The organism is Mesorhizobium sp. B263B2A (genome assembly GCF_020165775.1).
GTDB lineage: Bacteria > Pseudomonadota > Alphaproteobacteria > Rhizobiales > Rhizobiaceae > Mesorhizobium > Mesorhizobium opportunistum.
The window spans coordinates 42,110-66,099 of sequence record NZ_JAIUIU010000017.1 but is presented as its reverse complement, the minus strand read 5'-3'; the positions used below and the strand labels follow the sequence as shown (position 1 = coordinate 66,099).

The window sequence follows — 23,990 nt, the reverse complement described above, 5'->3', positions numbered from 1 at the left end:
CCCGTCTTGTCGCTTCGCTCAGGCGAAGGTCTTGGCGAAAGCGTCGATCTCGGCCTTCAGCTTGGCGCGCAGATCGTCCGACAGCGCCTTTTCCTTGCGGATGGCGTCGAGAACGTCCTTGCCCGCCGCACGCATGTGGCTGAGCAGGCCGTGCTCGAACTTGCCGACCTGGTTGACCGGCAGCTTGTCGAGATAGCCGTTGACGCCGGCGAAGATCACCGCGACCTGCTCTTCCGTCTTCAGCGGCGAGAACTGCGGCTGCTTCAGGAGTTCGGTCAGGCGCGATCCGCGGTTGAGCATGCGCTGCGTGGCGGCGTCGAGATCGGAACCGAACTGCGCGAAGGCCGCCATTTCGCGGTACTGCGCGAGCTCGCCCTTGATCGAGCCGGCAACCTGCTTCATCGCCTTGATCTGCGCCGACGAACCGACGCGCGACACCGACAGGCCGACATTGACGGCCGGGCGGATGCCCTGGAAGAACAGGTTGGTTTCGAGGAAGATCTGGCCGTCGGTGATCGAGATCACATTGGTCGGGATGTAGGCCGACACGTCGTTGGCCTGCGTTTCGATGACCGGCAACGCCGTCAGCGAGCCATTGCCCAGATCGTCGTTGAGCTTCGCGGCGCGCTCGAGCAGGCGCGAGTGCAGGTAGAAGACGTCGCCCGGATAGGCTTCGCGGCCCGGCGGGCGGCGCAGCAGCAGCGACATCTGGCGATAGGCGACGGCCTGCTTCGACAGATCGTCGTAGCTGATCAGCGCATGCATGCCGTTGTCGCGGAAATATTCGCCCATGGTGCAGCCGGCGAACGGCGCCAGGAACTGCATCGGCGCCGGATCGGACGCGGTGGCGGCGACGATGATCGAGTATTCGAGCGCGCCGCGCTCTTCCAGCACCTTGACGAACTGCGCGACGGTCGAGCGCTTCTGGCCGACGGCGACGTAGACGCAGTAGAGCTTTTCCTTCTCGGGGCCGTTGTCGTGCACCGACTTCTGGTTGAGCATCGTGTCGAGGATGATGGCGGTCTTGCCGGTCTGACGGTCGCCGATGACCAGCTCGCGCTGGCCGCGGCCGACAGGGATCAGCGCATCGATGGCCTTGAGGCCGGTCGACATCGGCTCATGCACCGACTTGCGCGGGATGATGCCGGGCGCCTTGACGTCGACGCGCTTGCGCTCGACCGCCTTGATCGGACCCTTGCCGTCGATCGGGTTGCCGAGCGCGTCGACGACGCGGCCGAGCAGACCGGGACCCACCGGAACGTCGACGATGGCGCCGGTGCGCTTGACGGTATCGCCTTCCTTGATGTCACGGTCGGCGCCGAAGATGACGACGCCGACATTGTCGGCTTCGAGGTTGAGCGCCATGCCGCGGATGCCGCCGGGGAATTCGACCATTTCACCGGCCTGGACATTGTCGAGGCCATAGACGCGGGCGATACCGTCACCGACGGACAGCACCTGTCCAACTTCGGAGACCTCGGCCTCCTTGCCGAAATTCTTGATCTGGTCTTTCAGAATTGCGGAAATTTCCGCGGCGCGGATGTCCATCAGCCGACCTCTTTCAGTGCAAGCTTGAGCGAATTGAGTTTGGTTTTGAGCGACGTGTCGATCTGGCGCGAGCCCATCTTGACCACCAGCCCGCCGAGCAGCGACGGATCGACGGTGACGGAAATGGCCACATCCTTGCCGGCAACGCTCTTCAGCGCCGCCTTGAGTTCGGTCTGCTGGGCCGCGGTCAGCTCATGAGCCGACGTCACTTCGGCGGCGGTCTCGCCACGATGTTCGGCGGCGATCTGGCGGAATGCCCTAATCATGCCGGGTACCGCGAACAGGCGCCGGTTGCGGGCCACGACGCGCAGGAAATTGCCGGTGAGGCCGGTAATCCCGGCCTTGTCGGCGATTGCCGCGATAGCCTTGGCCTGGTCCTCGCTGGAGAACACCGGGCTGTTGATCAGCCGGGTCAGGTCGGCGCTGCCCGCGAGCATCGCCTCGAAACTGTTGAGGTCGGCTTCGACCTTGGCCACGGAATTTGCCTGCAGCGCGAGTTCGAACAGCGAACCCGCGTAGCGTTCTGCGACACCTGAGATTGGCGATGACGATTGAGCCACGGACCGTCTTTTCTCTTGTCTGACAGGCCGCAGATTGTTGGCGCGAGCAAAAACTCTGGCTAAATCTTTGACCTTACTGCATTTTTCCAAGCACGGAGGCGCGGCTTCCGCTATCCCCGGCCGAAAGTCGATTGCCGTCTAGCACAGGCATTTTAAGACCGCAATGCGTCGTTCCGCATGGTTTTCAGGCACTATTGTCGCATCTGGCGAAAGAGTCCCGCCTCGCGCCCCGGAATAGCTAAGGATTCAGGGCACAAAGCCGAAGGCAAAGGCGAGCGGCAATGCGGCCAAGGCCAATTCCACCACAATGGAAACCCAATTGAAAGGCGTGTTGGCGCCATCCGACATCATCGACAGCAGGCGGCCGAAGGCGGTGAACAGCCAGGAGAAGCCGAGCGCCATGTAAACCAGCGGCTGCGCCAGCAGGATGCAGCACAGGCCGACGCCGAGATAGAAGCCCGACATCCTGCCGCGTCCCTCGGCGATCGCCGCTGCCTTCTCCGGTTTGACCTGCAGGCGCAGGACACGGAAGGCCACGCCCGGCGCCAGGAAAAACAGAAGGCCGAGCAGCACGGTGACGACGGCGCTCGACCAGGCCAGCCATTCGCCCTGGCTCGTCGGCCATGGAAGCGCAAAATCCATCTTGTCCCCTCGAAATGCCTGTTTTGAAATCGTGGCGCATTCTAGCGGAGGAAAAACGCCACGCCAGATGGCTCCCTGAACTTTAGAAAAAGCGCATCAATCGAGCGCGAACTCGACCGCCGCCTCGGCGTGGATGCGCGTCGTGTCGAAGACCGGAATGTCGAAATCCTGCTGCCCGATCAGCATGGTGATCTCGGTGCAGCCCATGATCAGGCTGTCGGCGGCCTCTTCGCGGCGCAGGCGCTCGGTCTCTGCGATATAGGCCGCCTTCGAGGCATCTGTGACGATACCCTGGCAGAGCTCGTCATAGATGACGCGATGGATCATGTCGCGCCCGGCCGCATCGGGCACTATCGGTTGCAAGCCGTATTTGTCGGCGAGCCGGCCCTTGTAGAAATCCTGCTCCATGGTGAAGCGCGTCGCCAGCAGCGCCGGGCGCTGCATCCCCGCGCGTTTGATCGCGACCGCCGTGGCGTCGGCGATGTGGATCAGCGGGATCGACACCGAGGCCTGCACCTGGCCGGCCAGTTTGTGCATGGTGTTGGTGCACAGGAGCAGCCCTTCAGCGCCGCCTGCCTCCAGCTTGCGCGCCGCCTCGACGAGAAGCACGCCGGCGCCCTCCCAGTCGCCGTGATGCTGGCGCTCGGCGATCTCGGCGAAGTCGAACGACCACAGCAGCAGTTTCGCCGAATGCAGCCCGCCAAGACGCTCGCGCACGATCTCGTTGAGCAAGCGATAGTAGATGGCGGTCGATTCCCAGCTCATGCCGCCGAGCAGGCCAAGGGTTTTCATGTGATCTTCCATTTTTCGCTGGGGACAGCCTACCGCTGAAAGCGCGACCTTACAAAAAACTCTGCGGGTCGATATCGACCTGCACCCGCACCGAGCCGCGCTGCTTCGGCCCGTTGGCCAGCATGGCCCTGATAAAACCTTGCATGTCGGCACGCCGCTCGCCCTGGATCAGCAAGCGGAAACGGTGGCGGCCGCCAAGCAGGGACAGCGGCGCCTCGGCTGGCCCGAGCACAAACAGATCGGAGGACTCGGGCGCGGCGCGGCGCAGGCCGCGTGCATGGCCCTCGGCCTCGGCCCGCGTCACTGCGCTGACGATGACGCCGGCGAGCCGGCCGAAGGGCGGCAGCGCCGCGCGCTCACGCTCGGCGATCTCGCGCTCGTAAAACGCCTCGGCGTCGCCGGAAACGATCGCCCGCATCACCGGATGGTCGGGCTGAAAGGTCTGCAACAGGCCAAGGCTCTTCTTGCCGGTGCGGCCGGCGCGGCCGGTCACTTGGCTGAGCAGCTGGAAGGTGCGCTCGGCGGCACGCGGATCGCCATTGGCAAGGCCGAGATCGGCGTCGACGACGCCGACCAGCGTCATATTGGGAAAATTGTGGCCTTTGGCGACAAGCTGCGTGCCGATGACGATGTCGGCCTCGCCATCGGCGATCGCCTCCAGTTCCAGCCGCAGACGCCGCACGCCGCCCATCAGGTCCGATGACAAAACAATGGTGCGCGCGTCGGGGAAATGCGCGACCACCTCCTCGGCGATGCGCTCGACGCCCGGCCCGCAGGCGACCAGGTGATCGAGCGTGCCGCATTCCGGGCAGGCTTCCGGGCGGCGCTCATTGTGCCCGCAATGGTGGCAGACCAGCTGGCCGCGAAAGCGATGCTCGACCAGCCAGGCCGAGCAGACCGGGCAGCCGAAGCGATGGCCGCAGACCCGGCACAGCGTCAGCGGCGCATAGCCGCGCCGGTTGAGGAACAAGAGCGATTGTTCCCTCCTCTCCAGCGTCTGGCGCATATGGTCGAGCAGCACCGGCGACAGGAAGCCGCCACGCGCCGGCGGCGCGCGCCGCATGTCGATCGACTTCAGCTGCGGCAGCGCCGCCTCGGCGAAACGAGCCGAGAGAATGGCTCTGTTGTATTTGCCTTGGCTCGCATTGACTCGGCTCTCGACCGATGGCGTCGCCGACGCCAGCATGACTGGGAAACCCCCGATGTGGCCGCGCACGACCGCCATGTCGCGGGCGTTATAGAAAACGCGGTCTTCCTGCTTGTAGGCGGGGTCGTGCTCTTCGTCGACAACGATCAGGCCGAGCTCCTTGAACGGCAGGAACAGCGCCGAGCGCGCGCCGGCGACGACGCGCACAGTGCCCTCAGCCACTTGCCGCCAGACCTTTTCGCGCATCCTTGGCGGCAGGTCGGAATGCCATTCGCCGGGCTTGGCGCCGAAGCGCTGCTGGAAGCGTTCGAGGAAAGCGTGGGTCAGCGCGATTTCCGGCAGCAGGATCAGCACCTGCTTGCCCTGGTCGAGGGCGGCCGCCACCGCCTCGAAATAAACCTCGGTCTTGCCCGACCCGGTGACACCGTCGAGCAGCGCGACGTTGAAGGTGCCGGCCGCGACATTGGCGCGCAGCATCGATGCCGCGTCATTCTGGTCCGGCATCAGCTCCGGTACGGCATACAGGGAATCAGGCGCGGCCACCACCGGCCGCGGTGGGATCATCACCGTCTCGAACACGCCTTGCGCCTTCAGTCCCTCGATCACCGTCGACGACACGCCGGCGGCATGGGCGAGGCCGGAGCGCGTCCAGGCAAGGCCGCCTTCGGCCACCTCCAGCACCCGCTCCCTGGCGCTCGTCATCCGGTCGGGCGCGAGAAGCGTGCGCTGCAGCCCCTCGATCCACGGTTCCGGGTCGAAGGCTTCCGGCGCCCGGAGCAGCATGCGCGCCACCATGCCCGGCGCCGACAGCGTGTACTGCGCCACCCAGTCGACAAAGCGGCGCATCGAACGGTCGATCGGCGGGCAGTCGAAGACCTGCTCGATGGGACGCAGCTTTTTCGCGTCGATATTCTCGACCACGCCATCCCAGACGATGCCGGCGACCTGGCGCGGCCCGAGCGGCACGCGCACGATCGAGCCCGGCACGACGTGCATGCCTGCGGGCACGGCATAGGTGTAGGGGCGTTCTGCAGGCATCGGCACCAGCACCGGCGCGGCTGCGACAAAGGGCGAATCTTCGATCATGAGGCGTGACCTTGCCCCGACTTTGGTCTAGATCAAAGGGCAACGCTGAACGTGCCTTCCCCAGCACGCCGAAATCTTCAGGAGACCGCCATGAAATTTTTTGCCGACACCGCCGACATCAAGGAAATCCGTGAGCTGATCGATCTGGGGCTGCTCGATGGCGTCACCACCAACCCCTCGCTGATCCTGAAATCGGGCGGCAAGATCTCCGAGGTCACCAAGCAGATCTGCGACATCGTCGAAGGCCCTGTTTCGGCCGAAGTCGTGGCCACCGAGTACAAGAACATGATGGCCGAGGCCGAGGTGCTGGCCAAAATCGCGCCGAATGTCACCATCAAGGTGCCGTTGACGCTCGATGGGCTGAAGGCCTGCAAGACGATCCGCACCGAAATGAACCGCATGGTCAATGTCACGCTGTGCTTCTCGGCCAACCAGGCGCTGCTCGCCGCCAAGGCCGGCGCTTCCTTCATCTCGCCCTTCGTCGGCCGCATCGACGACACCGGCTCGGACGGCATGGAGGTGATCCAGGAGATCCGTCAGATCTACGACAATTACGATTTCCAGACCGAGATCCTGACCGCTTCGGTGCGCACGGTGAACCACGTCAAGCAGGCGGCCCTGATTGGGGCCGATGTCGTCACCGCGCCGCCGGCCACGCTGAAGGCGCTGGTCAACCATCCGCTGACCGACAAAGGCCTCGCCGCCTTCCTCGCCGACTGGGCCAAGACCGGCCAGAAGATCGGCTGAGCGATCCGATATCCGATACCAAAAGGCCGGGCAACCGGCCTTTTTTATTGACCTTCGTAGACCTCCCGATCAGTCAGCGTCGTCGGCGGCGGTTGCCGGCGGGCGCCGACCCATGATGATCTCGCGCTTGCCGACATGGTTGGGTGCGCCGACCAGCCCTTCCTTCTCCATGCGCTCGACCAGTGAGGCGGCGCGGTTGTAGCCGATGCCGAGGCGGCGCTGGATGTAGGACGTCGAACATTTCTTGTCGCGCAACACCACCTTGACCGCCTCGTCATAACTGGAATCGCCGTCCTCGGCCGCAACGGATCCCTTGTCGAAGACGGCTCCCTGGTCGCCTTCGTCTTCCTCTTCATCCTCGTCGGCCGTCACGGTTTCCAGATATTCGGGGCGGCCCTGCGCCTTCAGATGCGCCACGACATGCTCGACCTCCGCGTCGGAGACAAAGGGGCCGTGCACGCGCGAAATGCGCCCGCCGCCCATCATGTGCAGCATGTCGCCCTGGCCAAGCAGCTGCTCGGCGCCCTGCTCGCCCAGGATGGTGCGGCTGTCGATCTTGGACGTGACCTGGAAGGAAATCCGGGTCGGGAAGTTGGCCTTGATCGTGCCGGTGATGACATCGACCGAGGGGCGTTGCGTCGCCATGATCAGATGGATGCCGGCCGCGCGCGCCATCTGTGCCAGGCGCTGGATCGCGCCTTCGATCTCCTTGCCGGCGACCATCATCAGGTCGGCCATCTCGTCGACGATGACGACGATATAGGGCATCGGCGCGAGGTCGATTTCCTGCTGCTCGAAGAGCGGCTCGCCGGTGCCCTTTTCGAAGCCGGCCTGAACGGTCATGACGACCGCCTCACCCTTGTCGCGGGCCTGGGCGGCGCGCTCGTTGTAGCCGTCGATGTTGCGCACGCCGAGCCGCGCCATCTTGCGATAGCGGTCCTCCATCTCGCGCACCGCCCATTTGAGCGCGGTGACGGCCTTCTTGGGGTCCGTGACGACGGGGGTCAGAAGATGCGGGATGCCGTCATAAACGGAGAGTTCGAGCATCTTGGGATCGACCATGATCAGCCGGCATTCTTCCGGCTTCAGCCGGTAGAGCAGCGACAGGATCATGGTGTTGATGGCGACCGACTTGCCGGAGCCGGTGGTGCCGGCAACGAGCAGATGCGGCATCTTCGCCAATTCGGCGATGACGGGCTCGCCGCCTATCGTCTTGCCGAGGCAAAGCGCCAGCTTGCAGCTGGTCTTGCGAAAACCCTGCGATTCGATCAGCTCGCGGAAATAGACGGTCTCGCGGGTCTCGTTCGGAAGCTCGATGCCGATGACGTTGCGGCCGGGCACCACGGCGACGCGCGCCGAAATCGCCGACATGGAACGGGCGATATCGTCGGCGAGACCGATGACGCGAGACGATTTGACGCCCGGCGCCGGCTCGAACTCATAGAGTGTCACGACCGGACCAGGGCGAACGTGGATGATCTCGCCGCGCACGCCGAAATCCTCCAGCACGCTTTCCAGGAGATCGGCATTCTGCTCGAGCCGCTCCTGCGACATGTAGAAGCCCTGCCCTTCCGGCGGCTGCTGCAGCAACTCTTCGGAGGGAAGTTCGTATGCCTCGCCGGTCGTGGACGGCACGATCTTGCCGACCTTGGGCAGCGGCGAAGAGGCGCGCCCGGCCGGAGCCTGCACGGTCTCCTCCAGGCTTTGCGCGACCTGGACCGGAACGGCATTGCGCGCGACGGCGGAAGTTGCGGCCGCCGTCCGGGCCTGTCGCGGCGCGCCGCTCGCCACCGGCTGGATCTCGGCCTCGTTCGAATTGGCCGGACGGACGTCCGGCGAGGCGGGCGGAGCTTGCAGGCCCGGAAGGCATTCGATGACGCGGAACAGCGAGGTGGGATCCGCCGTGGGCGCGGCGTGGCTGTCGGCCGGTTTGGCGACGACCGGCCCGGCCGGGCGCGGCGCCGGGACGGCTTGCGGCACCGGCGACGGAGCCTCGACCATGTAGGGCGCCATGACCTCGAAAAAGGCGTGATCCGACAGATAGGGCCAACGCACTCTTTCGCGGCCAGTGGTTTTGACCGGCGCCGCCGTCCCCTGGGTCGGCGCGGATGCGCGTGATGTTGCGACGATCCTTGACCCCGCAGGCGCAGCGGTCCGTGCCGGTTCGCCAGCATGCCTTGGCGTAACGGATGTCGGGGCCGAACCCGCCGGCCTCTGCAGCACCGCGCCCCTGTTGCCGGCAGTCGAGCGGACGGCGTCCAAGACGGGGTTCCGGCTCTTCAGCAATGGTGAAGACGTGGCTGCATGGGATGGCGGGGCCGCGGCGGGCCGTGCGCTTGCTTGCTGCGCCGGTGGGACCGGCGGTTCGCTTTGCTCGGCGGCAATCTGGTCGCGCTGCGGATGGCGCGTCTTGGCTTCATAGTCCGGCGTGCGGGTAAACCGCACATTGGGCGCCAGGAAGAAATAGTCTTGCCAGGCTGGGCTTTCGTTGCCGCCAAGATCGACGAAATCACCGGCTCCGGCCGCACCGAGCTGCCGGCCGTCCGCCTTGTCGCTCATGGTGTTGAAACGCTTTACCCCGGGGTCATCGGGCGAAGCTGCCTTCAATGAATTGACCCGGAGAAAACGCCTGGATTCCATGCTCAAGACTCACTCTGAAACGTCTGCTGAGCAATAGGGAGCGAGTGGTTAACAGTTGCTTCCCGTCGGCAGCGCCGGGGCGATGGAAAAGCTGAAAATAAAACCGGACCCTGGCCGACGCGAGGCGCGTCGAAGATCAAAATTCACATGCCGCTGGCGGCCCGGAGGCCGGCGCGTTTTGCCCGTCCTTGGCTCGGCTTTTGCGTGAAACGAAAAACGGCGTTAGCCAGCCGTCTTGCCGTGCCGGACCAGATCCTGGGCGATGGACAATTGCAGGGCTTCGGCCAGCTCGCGCGCGGCGCGGTTTTCAGCGTCGATCTGCGCCCGATACGAGGCAAATTCCTGCCGCGGCCTGTCGAAGGACGAGGTGATCGCCCGCTTGCCGACCGTGATGACGGCGCCGGTTTTCGCATCGGTCAGCGTATAGCTGGCGGTCAGCGTCACCGAACCGGCGGTCGGCTCGTCCTGATCGGTCTGGACCTGCACCAGCGCGGCCGAATCGACGGCTTCGGTCACGCTGAGACCAAGCGAATAAAGCGGCGAGGCCGGTTCGCCGGCGCCGCGCCCAAATCCGAAGATCAGATTGTTGCGCACCTGCTGGGCATAGCGTGTGTTGACCGGCTTGACGGCAATCGACGCCAGCTCGGCATTTGCGGTCGAGCCCGTGGACAGCGGCGCGTTCGAATAGAGCGGCCGCACCTGGCAGGCCGAGACCAGTGCGAGCGAGCCGACAAGGCCGGCAAGCGCGATGCGCCGCAGCAGGCGGCTCAGCTCTGTCTTTTCGGGGTTAGGCAACTCAAGGTCAGGCAACGACATTGACGATCCTCTGCGGCACGATGATCACCTTGCGCGGGGCCTTACCTTCGAGCGCTTTCTGCACGAAGTCGAGAGCGAGCACAGCTTTTTCGACCGCACCTTGGTCCGCGTCGCGGGCAATTGTCAAATCCCCACGTTTCTTGCCGTTGACCTGCACCGGATAGGTGACCTCATTGTCGACGACCAGCGCCGGATCGAAGACCGGCCACGGCCGTTCGGCAACCAGATCGGTGCCGCCCAGCGCCTCCCAGCACTCCTCGGACAAATGCGGCATCACAGGCGCGATCAGGTGCACCAGGATCTCCACCGCCTGGCGACAGGCGCCTTGCATCGCCGGATCGGCCTTGCCTTCCGCCACGTCGTTGAGCGGCGCGGTCAGCACATTGGCCAGTTCATAGATGCGGGCAATGGCGCGGTTGAAGGCGAGCTTCTCGATGTCCTCGCCGACCGCCTTGAGGATCTTGTGCGCGGCCTTGGAAACCGCTCCGGCCTCACCATTGTCGGCCGCCGCCGGCTTGACGCCTGCCAGCGTTTCGGCTGCCGTCGATACCAGCCGCCAGATGCGCTGCATGAAGCGATGCGCGCCGGCGGCGCCATCGTCGGTCCATTCGACATCGCGCTCGGGCGGTGAATCCGACAGCATGAACCAGCGCGCCGTATCGGCGCCGTAGCCGTCGGTGATGTCCTCCGGACTGACCGTGTTCTTCTTCGACTTCGACATCTTCTCGAGCGGGCCGATCGTCGCGTCCTCGCCGGTGGCGATCTCGATGGCGCGGCGCTTGCCGTCGGCTTCCTCCAGCCGCACCTCGGTCGGCGCCAGCCAGCGGCCGTTCGATGCCGACCCGACGCGATAGGTTTCGTGCACCACCATGCCTTGCGTGAACAGACCCTTGAACGGCTCGGCCAGATCGACATGGCCGGCCTCGCGCATGGCGCGGGTGAAGAAACGCGAATAGAGCAGGTGCAGGATCGCGTGCTCGATGCCGCCGATATACTGGTCGACCGGCAGCCATTCGTTCGCCGCCTTGGGATCGGTCGGCTCGTGGGCCCAGGGCGCGGTGAAGCGAGCGAAATACCACGACGAATCGACGAACGTGTCCATCGTGTCGGTTTCGCGCCGCGCGTCCTTGCCGCATCGCGGGCACTTCACATGCCGCCAGGTTGGATGACGATCGAGCGGATTGCCCGGCCGGTCGAAATCGACGTCGTCGGGCAGCTTGACCGGCAGGTCCGCCTTCGGCACCGGCACCACGCCGCAATCCTCGCAATGGATCATCGGGATCGGGCAGCCCCAGTAGCGCTGGCGCGAAATGCCCCAGTCGCGCAGGCGGAAATTCACCTTGCGTTCGGCCATTGGCCGGTTGCCGATCGTCTTCTGCTCCAGGAGCTTCGCCACCTCGTCGAAGGCCTGGCCCGGCTTCATGCCGTCGAGGAAGCGCGAATTGATCATCGCGCCATCGTCGCCATAGGCCACGTCGACGATCTGGAAGGTCGCCTGATTCTCGCCTTCCGGCATCACCACCGGCACCACCGGCAGGCCATATTTGTTGGCGAAGTCGAGGTCGCGCTGGTCATGCGCCGGGCAGCCGAAGATGGCGCCGGTGCCGTATTCCATCAGCACGAAATTGGCCACGTAGACAGGCAGCGTCCAGCTGTCGTCGAACGGGTGGACGACGCGGATGCCGGTGTCGAAACCCTTTTTCTCGGCCGTCTCCAGCGCCGCCACCGACGTGCCCATATGGCGGACCTCGTCGATGAACTTCGCCAGTGCCGGATTGGTCTCGGCCGCCTTTTTGGCCAGCGGATGATCGGCGGCGATGGCCATGAAGGAAGCGCCGAAGATGGTGTCGGGCCGCGTCGTGTAGACTTCCAGCTCGTGTTCGCCGGCAATGTCGGAGGCCAAAGGCCAGCGGATCAGCAGGCCTTCCGAGCGGCCGATCCAGTTCTGCTGCATCAGCTTCACTTTCTCGGGCCACTCGTCGAGCCCGTCCAGCGAATCCAGCAGGTCCTGGGCGAAGTCGGTGATCTTGAAGAACCATTGCGTCAGCTCACGCTGTTCGACCAGCGCGCCCGAGCGCCAGCCGCGCCCGTCGATGACCTGCTCGTTGGCGAGCACGGTCATGTCCTCCGGATCCCAGTTGACCTTGGAGGATTTGCGCGTCACCAGGCCCTTCTCGACAAAGTCGAGGAACAGCATCTGCTGGCGGTGATAATAGTCGACGTCGCAGGTGGCGAATTCGCGCGCCCAGTCCAGCGACAGGCCCATGACCTTGAGCTGCTCGCGCATGGTGGCGATGTTCTGGTAGGTCCATTCCTTGGGATGGACCTTGTTCTGCATTGCCGCGTTCTCGGCCGGCATGCCGAAGGCGTCCCAGCCCATCGGATGCAGCACGTTGAAGCCCTTGGCCCGCTTGTAACGCGCCACTACGTCGCCCATCGTGTAGTTGCGGGTGTGGCCGATATGGATGCGCCCAGACGGATAGGGGAACATCTCCAGCACGTAGTATTTCGGGCGCGGATCGTCATTGTGCGCTTCGAAAAGCTTCTTGGCAGCCCAGGCCTTCTGCCATTTGGGTTCTGATGCGCGCGGATTGTATCGTTCGGTTGCCATGGGACGTTTTTCACTTAAAAGCATGCACGGACTGCGGGCGACAAGCTCGGCAGTTCAGGGAATGTGGTCCGGGTGTTCACCATGGTTTGGCAAACCCGTCAACCATATGGGCATCGCGTCGGTCAAAAACGCGGGCCAAAACAGCAGGATTTGCAGATGGGCGACGCCGTTCAGCGTTTTTTTGCGGTCAAGGCGAAGATTGCCGCGACCGAGAGCGAGGCTAGCCGCGAAGCCGGTGCGGTGACGCTGGTCGCCGTCTCCAAGACCTTCGAGGCCGCCGACATCAGCCCGGTCATCGAGGCCGGCCAGCGCGTCTTCGGTGAGAATCGCGTGCAGGAGGCGCAAGGCAAGTGGCCGGCGCTGAAAGGCGCTTTCCCGGACATCGAGCTGCACCTGATCGGCCCGCTGCAGTCGAACAAGGCCAGGGAGGCCGTCGCGCTGTTCGATGTCATCGAGACGGTCGACCGTGAAAAGATCGCCGCCGAACTCGCCAGGGAGATCGCCCGGCAAGGCCGCGCGCCAAAGCTCTACGTCCAGGTCAACACCGGCTCGGAACCGCAGAAGGCCGGCATCGAGCCGCGCGAGGCGGTCGCCTTCGTCGCCCGCTGCCGCGACGTCCACGGCCTAGCCATCGAAGGCCTGATGTGCATCCCGCCGGCCGACGAGAACCCCGGCCCGCACTTCGCTTTGCTGGAAAAGCTCGGCAAGGAAGCCGGCGTCGCCAAACTCTCGATGGGCATGTCCGGCGACTACGAGACGGCGATCGCTTTCGGCGCCACCAGCGTCCGGGTCGGTTCAGCGATCTTCGGCAGTCGTTAGTCCCGCACGGCACCAGCACATTCCTTGCTGCCTCACCATGCAAATGCTATATCTAGCCAAGCTAGCTAGGAGCATTTCATGAACTGGCACCTTCAGGACGCGAAGAACAATTTTTCCAAGGTGGTTCAGCGTGCGCGAAGCGAGGGACCGCAGACGGTGACGTTGCGCGGCGAGCGTGCCGCAGTGGTGCTCTCCGCCGAGGACTACGACCGTCTGGCTGGAAAGAAAAAGTCGCTGGCGGAGTACCTTTTGACCGGCCCCGTTTGGGATGATGGTTTCGCCGAAGAGGTCAACCGTCGCCCGAAGACGATGATCCGGGATGTCGATCTCTGATGTATCTGCTCGACACGAACATCGTTTCGGATGTGCAGAGGCGGTTGCCCAGGCCGACTGAATGGCTGGCATCGGTGGATCCGACATCAGTCAATCTCAGCGTCATTACGCTTGGAGAGATCGAGCGTGGGATCATCAAGCTGCGCAAGGTCGACTCCGAGAAGGCAACACGCCTCGATCTGTGGCTGCGGGAGCTTCGGCGGGACAATACCGACCGTATTCTTGCCGTCACGGAAGATGTCGCGTTGGCTTGGGGCCGTATCACGGCCGGCCGCACAAGAGGCAGCGCGGACACGCTTATCGCGGCGACCGCGCTTGTCCATGATCTCATTCTGGTGACGCGCAACGCCGCCGATTTTGATGATACAGGCGTGACGGTGCTTAATCCCTGGGACGTCTAAGCTCGTTCGTCTGCTTTTCGAGGCGTTCCATCTACCTACGCTCACGCGCATTGGGCCAATCTCAAGCGGTCGTTACGCCAACAGTGGAAACGAAACGTACCGTTCCTATTTGATTAGTGTCGTCACAATTCTCCTGGAGCCTTTGCCATGCGTTACAATCAGCTTGGAAATACGGGGATGTTTGTCTCCGAACTGTGCCTCGGCACCATGACCTTCGGCGCCGCCGGCGAAAACGCCCAATGGGGCCTGATCGCCAGCCTCGACCAGAAGGGCGTCAACGAGATCGTCGGCCGCTCGATCGCCGCCGGCGTCAATTTCTTCGACACGGCCGATGTCTACTCCTTCGGTCAATCCGAGCGCCTGCTCGGCCAGTCGCTTAGGGACCTCGGCGTCAAACGTTCGGACGTCGTCATCGCCACCAAGGTGCATGGCGCCATGGGCGACGGCCCGAACCAGCGTGGCTCCTCGCGCGGCCACATCATGGATTCGGTCGATGCCAGCCTCGAACGGCTGCAGCTCGACCACATCGATCTCTATCAGCTGCACGGCACCGACGCGGTGACGCCGATCGATGAGACACTGCGGGCACTCGATGATCTGGTTGCCAGCGGCAAGGTCCGTTATGTCGGCGTCTCCAACTGGCAAGCATGGCGCATCGCCAAGGCGCTCGGCATTGCCGACCGCAAGGGTTTTGCCCGTTTCGAGACCATCCAGTCCTATTACTCGATCGCCGGCCGCGAACTCGAACGCGAGATCGTGCCGCTGATCAACGAGGAGAAGCTCGGCCTGATGGTGTGGTCGCCGATGGCCGGTGGCCTGCTGTCCGGCAAATACGGCCCCGGCGCGCCCGGCAATGGCGAGGGCCACCGTGCGTCCTTCAACTTCCCGCCGGTCAACGAGGACCGCGCCTGGGCGGCCGTCGCCGTCATGCGCGAAGTTGCCAGGAAACATGATGTCAGCGTTGCCACAGTGGCGCTCGGCTATGTCCTGGCCAAGCCTTTCGTGATGAGCGTCATCATCGGCGCCAGCCGCATGGAGCAGCTAGAACAGAACCTTGCCGCGACTGAAGTGAAGCTCGACACCGACGATCTCGCCCGTCTCGACGAGGTCAGCGCGCTGCCGGCGGAATATCCCGGCTGGATGGTCGAACGCCAGGCGGCCGGCCGCCGGCCGGCGCCGTTCACGCCCAAAGCATAACGCGGCCGACGAAGGCTATCCCGGGAGTCGGACGGCTCCCGGGTATCACTTCAGGCCATCCGCACGGTCTCGACCAGAAAATCGAGAAAAGCCCGCACTCTGGCCGGCAGATGCTTGCCGTGGCCGACATAGACGGCATGTGTCGGTTCGACATCGCCAGGGTTGAAGTCTTCCAGCAGCGGCATTAGCCGGCCGGCGGCAATATCGGGCTCGACATGCCAGCGCGCCAGCCGGGCAATGCCCGCACCCGCAATCGTCATCAGCCGCATCGCTTCGCCATCGCTGACCATCGCATTGCCGCTGACCGGAACCGTGAAGGACGTATCGTCCGCGAACGGCCAGCCGTCGCTGTACCGGGCGAAGCCGAAGGCAAGCCGATTGTGACGATCGAGTTCGGCAGGCAGGCGCGGCGTCCCAAGCGCGCCAAGATAGGACGGGGCGGCAACCACCACCATCGGGCTTTGGCCTAGCTTGCGCGCCACCAGCCGTGACTCGCCGAGCTGCCCGGCCCGGATCGCGACATCGGCACGCTCCGCCATCAAATCGATGACGCTGTCGGTCAGCACCAGGTCGACCGATATTTCGGGGTAGCGTTCGAGGAAGCGCGGCAGGAGCGGGACCAGCCGGTGCACGCCGAAGGGTACGTATGTGTTGACCCGCAGCCGCCCGCGCGGCGCCGCACCCGCCGCCGCCTCGCGCTCGGCCGCCGCCATGTCGGCCAGGATGCGCAGCCCGCTCTCGTAGAACGCGCTGCCTTCCGGCGTCAGTTGCAGCTTGCGCGTCGAGCGGCTGACCAGTCGGGCGCCGAGCCTGGCCTCCAGCCGGGCGATCAGCTTGCTGACCGCCGATGGCGTCATGCGCAAGGCGCGCGCCGCCGCCGAAAAGCTGCCCGCCTCGACGACGCGCACGAAGACTTCGATCTCGCCGGAGCGGTTGATGTCAGGTCTGGCCATCTGTGAATCTATTTCACAGAAAGTATGCCTGGAGCAAGTCTGGTTCACAATGCACGGCAACACGATCTTCCGGGTCGGGCGCGGGTTTGGACAGGGCGCTCGTCATCGCCGAAGTGGGAACCACCATGCCTCTTGCTCTCTACGCCCTCGCCGCCGGTGCCTTCGGCATCGGCGTCACCGAATTCGTCATCATGGGTCTGCTGCTCGATGTCAGCAAAGACCTTGGCGTCTCGATCTCCGCCGCCGGCCAGCTCATTTCGGGCTATGCGCTGGGCGTCGTCATCGGCGCCCCGCTGCTGACCATCGCCACCGGCAACTGGCCGCGCAAGACAGTGCTTCTGGCGCTGATGGCGATCTTCACGCTTGGCAATCTCGCCTGTGCGCTGGCGCCCGACTACTGGACGCTGATGGGCGCCCGCGTCATCACCGCCTTTGCCCACGGCACTTTCTTCGGCGTCGGCTCGGTGGTCGCCACCGGCCTTGTCGCACCCAACAGGAAGGCTTCGGCGATCGCCTTGATGTTCACCGGCCTGACCATCGCCAACATCCTCGGCGTGCCCTTCGGCACCTGGCTCGGCCAGGCCTTCGGCTGGCGCGCGACCTTCTGGGCGGTGACTGCGGTCGGCCTCGCCGCCTTCGCCGTCATCCTGGCCCTGGTGCCGCGCAGCCAGGCGGCGCCCGAGAAGAGCGACCTGCGCACCGATCTCGCCGTGCTGCGCCGCACGCCCGTCCTGCTCGGCCTCGCCACCACCGTGCTTGGCTATGCCGGCGTCTTCGCCGTCTTCACCTACATCGCGCCGCTGTTGACCGAGCTCTCGGGCTTCAAGGAAGCGGCGGTATCGCCGATCCTGCTCGTCTTCGGCGGCGGTCTCATCGCCGGCAATCTCGCCGGCGGCAAGGTCGCCGACCGCTGGCTGGTGCCGTCCGTGCTCGGCAGCCTCGTCGTGCTCGCTTTGGTGCTGGCAACCATGAGCTTCGCCATCCACAGCCAGGTGATGGCCGTGATCTATGTCGGCCTGCTCGGTGCCGCCGCCTTTGCCACCGTGGCGCCGCTGCAAATGTGGGTGCTGGAAAAGGCCCAAGGCGCCGGCCAGAGCCTCGCCTCGTCCTTCAACATCGCCGCCTTCAATCTCGGCAATGCCGGCGGTGCATGGCTTGGCGGCGCGGTCATCGCCCACGGCCTCGGCCTTGGCGCGCTCACCTGGGTCGCCGCCCTGCTGCCGGTCGCGGCCCTTGGCGTCGCCGGGCTGGCGCTGCGCCTCGACCGCAGCGCCTCGCTCGGCACGCCTGTCTGCGCCAACTCGTAAGTTCGTCCGCAATCCGTTTTCGATATCATCAGGAGCAGAAAAATGGACTATCGACCTCTCGGCGCATCGGGCCTGAAAGTGCCCGCACTTTCATTCGGCGCGGGAACCTTTGGCGGCTCCGGCCCGCTGTTCGGTGCCTGGGGCAACAGCGACGCCAGGGAAGCGCGGCGGCTGGTCGACATCTGCCTCGAGGCCGGCGTCAATCTGTTCGACACCGCCGACGTCTATTCGAACGGCGCCTCGGAGGAGGTGCTCGGCGAAGCCATAAAAGGCCGCCGCGACGCCGTGCTGATCTCGACCAAGACCTCGCTGCCGATGGGCGAGGGACCGGCCGACTACGGCTCGTCGCGTTCTCGGCTGATCAAGGCAGTGGATGTCGCGCTCAAACGTCTCGGCACCGACTACATCGACCTGTTGCAGTTGCATGCCTTCGATGCCGGCACGCCGATCGACGAGGTTTTGTCGACGCTGGACGCGCTCGTGGGCGCCGGCAAGCTGCGTTATGTCGGGGTCTCCAACTTCTCCGGCTGGCAAGTGATGAAGTCGCTGGGGGAAGCGGACAAGCATGGCTACCCGCGTTATGTCGCGCACCAGGTCTACTATTCGCTTCTCGGGCGCGACTATGAATGGGAGCTGATGCCGCTCGGCCTCGACCAGGGCGTCGGCGCGCTGGTGTGGAGCCCGCTTGGCTGGGGCCGCCTGACCGGCAAGATCCGCCGTGGCCAGCCTCTGCCGGAAACGAGCCGGCTGCACGACACCGCGAGCTTCGGTCCGCCGGTCGAGGACGAGCATCTCTATCGGGTGATGGACGCGCTAGACGCAGTGGCGCAGGAAACCGGCAAGACCGTGCCGCAGATCGCCATCAACTGGCTGCTGCAGCGCCCGACCGTGTCATCGGTCATCATCGGCGCCCGCAACGAAGAGCAATTGCGCCAGAACCTCGGCGCCGTCGGCTGGACGCTGACACCGGAGCAGATGAAAAAGCTCGACGCCGCCAGCGAAGTCACCGCGCCCTATCCGTATTTCCCCTATCGCCGCCAGGAAGGATTCGCCCGGCTCAACCCGCCGGCGGTGTAAAAAAGGTCGCCGGGAGACTGACGACGAGACAACAGGCTATTTGTCCACGACGAACGTCCGCTGCTTACCCGTTGCGGACGTTATAACCACCGCTCATAATTGCACAATGATGACTCTGCCGCCTGCTGTTTTGCCGATCTTTGCCGCAGCCGGATGGTTTCCCGGGCGCAGGGTGCACTTGCCTCCAACGGTCCCGGCAAGTCATCCGGTGGCTGCCATTCTTAGCGAGTTCCATGGCCTCAAGGTCGGCGAGCTCGGTCCCGGGATAGAATGCGCCCGGAGCGATGTCAGCTTTTGGTGGCCTCCAGACGAAGGCTACGAAGAAATTTCCGAAATTGGAGCCCTGCTTCAAACAGAGCTGGCTTGCTTTGCCAGCGCTCACAACAGTCACGAAAGCCTGTATGTCGATGGCGAGGGCCGGGTGTTTGTTGTGTCCCCGGAGATGCCGGGCATAGGCTTTATGGGCCGCAACTTTGGCGAAGCAATGGAGCGCGCCCTGCTAGGCCTGAAGGCGTCACCCCTTCTTCTGCCTTCACATGACAAAGTGTCATGGTATGGCGAGGTACTTCTGCGTGGAGACCCTCAAATCCTGAGCATCGAGAAGCTGATGACGGGATAGAGCGACCTCCGATCGCGCCTTTCTCTCGGCCGGCTGATTGAGTTTCGGCCCTAGTGCAGCACGAACTCGCCATCCACCTTGCGCCACTCGTTCGGCCCGATCAGTTTCTGGTGCGTGTAGCTGATCGAGTGCAGCGGCCCGTCGAGCTTGGCTTTCCAGAACTCGATGAATTTGATCAGCACCGGAAACTTCGGCGCGATGTCGTAGTCCTGCCAGATAAAGCTCTGCAGCAGATGCGGGTGATCGGGAAAGTGGTACAGAATCTTGGCCGTGGTCAGGCCATAGCCTTTGAGCATCAGGTCCATTTCGGCATGATCGCGCATTGCGGTCCCCCTGGGCGGTCCCTTGTTGATTCTCCTGTCCTCCCAAGGCTGATTGTGCGCGCCGTTGATTAACCGTCTATTGATTTTTTCTTCATCGAAACCGGCTTTAGCACGCGAAAACATGCAGTTAGCAGCGCGCTCGACCGAGTGCTGACAGCTCTCCAAAGCCCGCCTGCGGCATCCCGCCGCGCGAATCCAACGTCTAATATTGCCGTAACGGCGGAACTGGTAATAATGCCGCCGAATTCGCGGTCGTGTCACCGCGATCCCGCCGGCATTTCAAGCCGGCGATTGGTTCGGGAGGAAAGTCAGGAATGTCCGAGGTTCATGTCCATCGCGTCCAGCCGGCGTGGAAGAAGAATGCGCTGATCGACAATGATACCTACCTGAAATGGTATGCCGACAGCATCAAGAACCCGGACAAGTTCTGGGGCAAGCACGGCAAGCGCATCGACTGGTTCAAGCCCTACAGCAAGGTCAAGAACACCTCCTTCGACGGCAAGGTCTCGATCAAGTGGTTCGAGGACGGGCTGACCAACGTTTCCTACAATTGCATCGATCGCCATCTCAAGAAGCGCGGCAACCAGACCGCCATCATCTGGGAAGGCGACAACCCCTACGACGACAAGAAGATCACCTACAACGAGCTTTACGAGCATGTCTGCCGGCTCGCCAATGTGATGAAGAAGCACGGCGTCAAGAAGGGCGACCGCGTCACCATCTACATGCCGATGATCCCGGAGGCCGCCTATGCGATGCTGGCCTGCACGCGTATCGGCGCCATCCATTCGATCGTCTTCGGCGGCTTTTCGCCGGACGCGCTGGCAGGCCGTATCGACGACTGCAAGTCGACTTTCGTCATCACCGCCGACGAGGGCCTGCGCGGCGGCAAGCCGATCCCGCTGAAGGAGAACACCGACAAGGCGATCGAGATCGCAGCCAAGGCCGGCACCAAAGTCGAAAAAGTGGTGGTCGTGCGCCGCACCGGCGGCAAGATCGGCTGGGCTCCGGGCCGCGACGTCTGGTACCACGACGAAATCGCGACGGTGAAGGCCGAGTGCAAGCCGGAGAAGATGAAGGCCGAGGATCCGCTGTTCATCCTCTACACCTCGGGCTCGACCGGCAAGCCGAAGGGTGTGCTGCACACCACCGCCGGCTATCTCGTCTATGTCTCGATGACGCACCAATATGTCTTCGACTATCATGACGGCGACATCTACTGGTGCACCGCCGATGTCGGCTGGGTGACCGGCCACAGCTACATCGTCTATGGCCCGCTCGCCAACGGCGCCACCACGCTGATGTTCGAGGGCGTGCCGAATTATCCGTCGCAGTCGCGCTTCTGGGAAGTCATCGACAAGCACAAGGTCAACATCTTCTACACCGCGCCGACCGCATTGCGCGCGCTGATGGGCGCCGGCAACGACCCTGTGAAGAAGACCTCGCGCAAGTCGCTGCGCGTGCTGGGATCGGTCGGCGAGCCGATCAACCCGGAAGCCTGGGAGTGGTATTTCAACGTCGTCGGCAACGGCAAAGTGCCGATCGTCGACACCTGGTGGCAGACCGAGACCGGCGGCATCCTGATCACGCCGCTGCCCGGCGCCACCGATCTCAAGGCGGGTTCGGCGACGCGCCCCTTCTTCGGCATCAAACCGCAGTTGGTCGACGGCGAAGGCAAGGTGCTGGAAGGGGCGGCCGACGGCAATCTCTGCATCACCGATTCCTGGCCGGGCCAGATGCGCACCGTCTATGGCGATCACGATCGTTTCGTGCAGACCTATTTTTCCGCCTACAAGGGCAAGTACTTCACCGGTGACGGCTGCCGCCGCGACGCCGACGGCTACTACTGGATCACCGGCCGCGTCGACGATGTCATCAACGTCTCCGGCCATCGCATGGGCACGGCCGAAGTCGAATCGGCGCTGGTCAGCCATGAGAAGGTCTCCGAGGCCGCTGTCGTCGGCTACCCGCACGACATCAAGGGCCAGGGCATCTACAGCTACGTCACCTTGATGAAGGGTGCCGAACCGACCGAAGACCTGCGCAAGGAACTCGTCGCCCATGTCCGCAAGGAGATCGGCGCCATCGCCTCGCCCGACAAGATCCAGTTCGCGCCGGGCCTGCCCAAGACGCGTTCCGGCAAGATCATGCGCCGCATCCTGCGCAAGATCGCCGAGGACGATTTTGCCGCCCTTGGCGATACCTCGACACTCGCCGATCCAGCCGTGGTCGACGATCTGGTTGCCAACCGGCAGAACAAGAAGGGCTGATGCGGGACGCGGCCTTGCTCGGCACTGTCAGCGAACTCTGGCGCTATCCAGCGAGCTCGCTCGCCGGCGAACGCCTGGAGGCGATCTCCGTTGCACTCGAAAGCATCGAGGGCGACCGCATGTTCGGCCTGGTCGATGCATCCGACAACGAGATCGCCCGGCCGGACCGCGCCGAGAAGTGGCACAAGGTGCCGTTGATCCGCACCCGGTTGAACCTCGCTCGCCAGCTTGAGGTCGCCGTCCCCGGCGGCGAATGGCTGTCTGCTCCCGGCGTCGAGAGCGACCGCGCGGTATCGGCCTATCTCGGCTTCGAAGCCTCGATCCGGCCGTTCCGCCAGGAGAATGCGCCGGGCTATTCCGGCCCATTGACGGCGGAGCGCTACCGCAAGGCGCCGATCCATCTTCTGACCACGGCTTCGCTGGCGCGCCTGAAGACGCTGCATCCGGAAGGCGCCGCCGACCCGCGCCGCTTCCGCCCCAATATCGTCGTCGACATGGCGGCGATCGAAGGTTCGTTTCCGGAGACGGAATGGATCGGCCGCAAGCTGGCGATCGGCGATCTCCTGCTGACCATCTCCGAACCATGCCGCCGCTGCGGCTTCACCATCATCGCCCAGGACGGCTTCGACAACGACCCCGGCATCCTGCGCAACCTGGTCCGCCACAACGCGCATAATCTCGGCGTCTATTGCACGGTCGACAAGCCAGCTAGCATCAAGCTCGGCGACGAGATGCGGTTCGTGTAGTCAACGATAAAGATCGGCCCGCGTCGGCGGCAGGCCGCTCGGGCCGCGTGCGCGCTTGGTGACGACGGTCTGGAAGATCTGCGCCGAGGCGCGCTCGAAGGTGATCGAACAGCCAGTCAGATAAAGCAGCCACAGCCGCGCCTTGGCCTCGCCGACCTCGGCAACCGCCTCGTCGAAGCGAGCCTGCAGCCGCTCGGCCCACAGCCTGCAGGTGCGGGCATAATGCTCGCGCAAATTCTCGACATCGTAGACGAGAAAACCGTGCGCCTCCAGATTGCCGGTTGTCATGCCGATCGTGTCGAGTTCACCGCCGGGGAAAATGTATTTGAGCAATGCCTTGTATTCCGGTCCCTTGCGCAGGGTCTTCTTCATGTCGCCCTTGCTGCGCCTGGTGATGGCGTGATGCAGATAGATGCCGCCCGGCTTCAGCAGCCGGTGGACGGTGGAAAAGTAGGCGGCGTGGTTGGCGATACCCAGATGCTCGAACATGCCGATCGACGATATCTTGTCGAAAGAGCCGGTGAGCTCGGCATAGGATTTGATCTCGATGGTGATGCGGTCCTCCAGACCCTCGGCGCGGATGCGCTCGCGGGCAAGATCGGTCTGGGCCTGCGACAGCGAGACGCCGTGGCCGACGACGCCGTAATTCTTCGCGGCATGGATCAGCATGGCGCCCCAGCCACAGCCGATGTCGAGCAGCCTTTCGCCCGGTTTCAGCCGGAGCTTGCGGCAGATGTGGTCGAGTTTGTCGGCCTGCGCCTGGTCGATGCCGTTGGCGAAATCCTTGAAGTAACCGCAGCTGTAGACCATGCGCTCGTCGAGGAAGAGCCGGTAGAAGGCATTCGAAATGTCGTAGTGATGCTGGATCGCTTCCTGGCTCGAACCGCTGACATAGGGATTGCGCCCGGACAGATCGGTCCGCGCGCTCATCTGCTTGCGTGACAAAAGCACGGAAGGCAGGTCGCGCAGGATCGCCAGCTTCGGCAGCGACTTGAGCTTGGTCCGCAGCTTGCCTTGCGACGGCAGGGCGTAGAAATCGAACAGCGTCCCGTCTTCGATGTCTATGGTCTTGGAAATCCACATCTCGATCAGCGTCGACAAAGACGGTCGCCTCACAACCTGCCAGACGATGTCCTGGTCGTTGACGGTGAGCACCGGCCCGCCTGCGGGGCCGATCCGCTCGCCGGTCCACAGCCTGACGGCAAAACCGGGCTTCAGCGTTTCGATCACCGTTCGAACGACGCGCGCGGCTTTCTCGGTAGCGTCCATGCTCCCTCCCTGCGGCTCGATGACGCGATCTTGTCTATTTGACGCGGGGATCGCAAGCGCCCTGAAATGCTCCGCGGTTCCGGCAGG

The 23,990-nt window shown here is 64.0% G+C and carries 21 protein-coding genes; 10 read left to right on the top strand and 11 right to left on the bottom strand.

Annotated features, from left to right (window positions below; all coding sequences use genetic code 11):
- Positions 1-18: 18 nt before the first annotated feature.
- The 5 genes from atpA to LB568_RS23705 form a co-directional block, all read right to left on the bottom strand.
- A complete protein-coding gene (gene atpA / locus LB568_RS23725) occupies positions 19-1,548 on the bottom strand; it encodes a F0F1 ATP synthase subunit alpha (RefSeq protein ID WP_224731385.1) in 1,530 nt (509 codons plus the stop codon).
- A complete protein-coding gene (locus LB568_RS23720; RefSeq protein ID WP_224686977.1) occupies positions 1,548-2,108 on the bottom strand; it encodes a F0F1 ATP synthase subunit delta in 561 nt (186 codons plus the stop codon). The genes atpA and LB568_RS23720 overlap by 1 nt, the downstream gene beginning before the upstream one ends.
- A 246-nt stretch (positions 2,109-2,354) precedes the next feature.
- Positions 2,355-2,750: a DUF4345 family protein gene (locus LB568_RS23715; protein WP_013892428.1), complete on the bottom strand. Its 396-nt coding sequence runs from the start codon at positions 2,748-2,750 to the stop codon at positions 2,355-2,357.
- Positions 2,751-2,846: 96 nt separating this feature from the next.
- A complete protein-coding gene (locus LB568_RS23710) occupies positions 2,847-3,542 on the bottom strand; it encodes an aspartate/glutamate racemase family protein (protein WP_224731384.1) in 696 nt (231 codons plus the stop codon).
- A 49-nt stretch (positions 3,543-3,591) separates the two neighbouring features.
- Entirely contained in the window at positions 3,592-5,775 is a 2,184-nt protein-coding gene (locus LB568_RS23705) for a primosomal protein N' (protein WP_224731383.1), read from the bottom strand.
- Positions 5,776-5,865: 90 nt separating this feature from the next.
- Between LB568_RS23705 and fsa the strand changes: the two genes are divergently transcribed.
- Complete coding sequence (gene fsa, locus LB568_RS23700) at positions 5,866-6,522, top strand: fructose-6-phosphate aldolase (RefSeq protein ID WP_023766039.1); 657 nt, start codon at positions 5,866-5,868, stop codon at positions 6,520-6,522.
- Positions 6,523-6,591: 69 nt separating this feature from the next.
- Here the strand turns inward: fsa and LB568_RS23695 are convergent, their stop codons facing one another.
- The 3 genes from LB568_RS23695 to leuS all read right to left on the bottom strand — a co-directional run bounded on the left by LB568_RS23695 (position 6,592) and on the right by leuS (position 12,589).
- A complete protein-coding gene (locus LB568_RS23695; RefSeq protein WP_224731382.1) occupies positions 6,592-9,162 on the bottom strand; it encodes a DNA translocase FtsK in 2,571 nt (856 codons plus the stop codon).
- Positions 9,163-9,384: 222 nt separating this feature from the next.
- Positions 9,385-9,978, bottom strand: a complete 594-nt coding sequence (gene lptE, locus LB568_RS23690) for an LPS assembly lipoprotein LptE (protein WP_224731381.1) — start codon at positions 9,976-9,978, stop codon at positions 9,385-9,387.
- Positions 9,965-12,589, bottom strand: coding sequence for a leucine--tRNA ligase (leuS, locus tag LB568_RS23685; RefSeq protein ID WP_224731380.1), 2,625 nt, complete (start codon positions 12,587-12,589; stop codon positions 9,965-9,967). Before leuS ends, lptE begins: the two co-directional genes overlap by 14 nt.
- Before the next feature lie 156 nt (positions 12,590-12,745).
- Here leuS and LB568_RS23680 point away from each other — a divergent pair, with 156 nt between their 5' ends.
- From LB568_RS23680 to LB568_RS23665, 4 genes are all read left to right on the top strand, one after another.
- Positions 12,746-13,408 (top strand): YggS family pyridoxal phosphate-dependent enzyme, encoded by a 663-nt coding sequence (locus LB568_RS23680; RefSeq protein WP_224731379.1) that lies wholly within the window; start codon positions 12,746-12,748, stop codon positions 13,406-13,408.
- Positions 13,409-13,486: 78 nt separating this feature from the next.
- On the top strand, positions 13,487-13,741 hold the full coding sequence (locus LB568_RS23675) for a type II toxin-antitoxin system Phd/YefM family antitoxin (RefSeq protein WP_224731378.1): 255 nt from the start codon (positions 13,487-13,489) through the stop codon (positions 13,739-13,741).
- Positions 13,741-14,142 carry a type II toxin-antitoxin system VapC family toxin gene (locus LB568_RS23670; RefSeq protein WP_224731377.1) on the top strand — a complete coding sequence of 134 codons (402 nt, stop codon included), beginning with the start codon at positions 13,741-13,743 and terminating at the stop codon, positions 14,140-14,142. The genes LB568_RS23675 and LB568_RS23670 overlap by 1 nt, the downstream gene beginning before the upstream one ends.
- Positions 14,143-14,289: 147 nt before the next feature.
- Entirely contained in the window at positions 14,290-15,339 is a 1,050-nt protein-coding gene (locus LB568_RS23665; RefSeq protein ID WP_224731376.1) for an aldo/keto reductase, read from the top strand.
- Positions 15,340-15,389: 50 nt separating this feature from the next.
- Here LB568_RS23665 and LB568_RS23660 read toward each other — a convergent pair whose 3' ends face one another.
- Positions 15,390-16,292, bottom strand: a complete 903-nt coding sequence (locus LB568_RS23660) for a LysR family transcriptional regulator (RefSeq protein ID WP_224731375.1) — start codon at positions 16,290-16,292, stop codon at positions 15,390-15,392.
- Between the two features lie 125 nt (positions 16,293-16,417).
- Between LB568_RS23660 and LB568_RS23655 the strand changes: the two genes are divergently transcribed.
- The 3 genes from LB568_RS23655 to LB568_RS23645 all read left to right on the top strand — a co-directional run bounded on the left by LB568_RS23655 (position 16,418) and on the right by LB568_RS23645 (position 19,295).
- Complete coding sequence (locus LB568_RS23655) at positions 16,418-17,599, top strand: MFS transporter (RefSeq protein ID WP_224731374.1); 1,182 nt, start codon at positions 16,418-16,420, stop codon at positions 17,597-17,599.
- A 42-nt stretch (positions 17,600-17,641) separates the two neighbouring features.
- Positions 17,642-18,676, top strand: coding sequence for an aldo/keto reductase (locus tag LB568_RS23650; protein ID WP_224731373.1), 1,035 nt, complete (start codon positions 17,642-17,644; stop codon positions 18,674-18,676).
- A 106-nt stretch (positions 18,677-18,782) separates the two neighbouring features.
- Positions 18,783-19,295 carry an SUKH-3 domain-containing protein gene (locus LB568_RS23645; protein ID WP_318013298.1) on the top strand — a complete coding sequence of 171 codons (513 nt, stop codon included), beginning with the start codon at positions 18,783-18,785 and terminating at the stop codon, positions 19,293-19,295.
- 50 nt (positions 19,296-19,345) lie between these two features.
- On the opposite strand, the gene LB568_RS23640 is transcribed toward LB568_RS23645, so the two are convergent.
- Entirely contained in the window at positions 19,346-19,618 is a 273-nt protein-coding gene (locus LB568_RS23640) for an usg protein (protein ID WP_224731372.1), read from the bottom strand.
- A 314-nt stretch (positions 19,619-19,932) separates the two neighbouring features.
- Here LB568_RS23640 and acs point away from each other — a divergent pair, with 314 nt between their 5' ends.
- A complete protein-coding gene (gene acs, locus LB568_RS23635) occupies positions 19,933-21,888 on the top strand; it encodes an acetate--CoA ligase (RefSeq protein WP_224731371.1) in 1,956 nt (651 codons plus the stop codon).
- Positions 21,888-22,634, top strand: coding sequence for an MOSC domain-containing protein (locus LB568_RS23630; protein WP_224731370.1), 747 nt, complete (start codon positions 21,888-21,890; stop codon positions 22,632-22,634). Before acs ends, LB568_RS23630 begins: the two co-directional genes overlap by 1 nt.
- On the opposite strand, the gene LB568_RS23625 is transcribed toward LB568_RS23630, so the two are convergent.
- Entirely contained in the window at positions 22,635-23,903 is a 1,269-nt protein-coding gene (locus tag LB568_RS23625) for an SAM-dependent methyltransferase (protein ID WP_224731369.1), read from the bottom strand. It abuts the gene before it with no gap.
- Positions 23,904-23,990 lie beyond the last annotated feature (87 nt).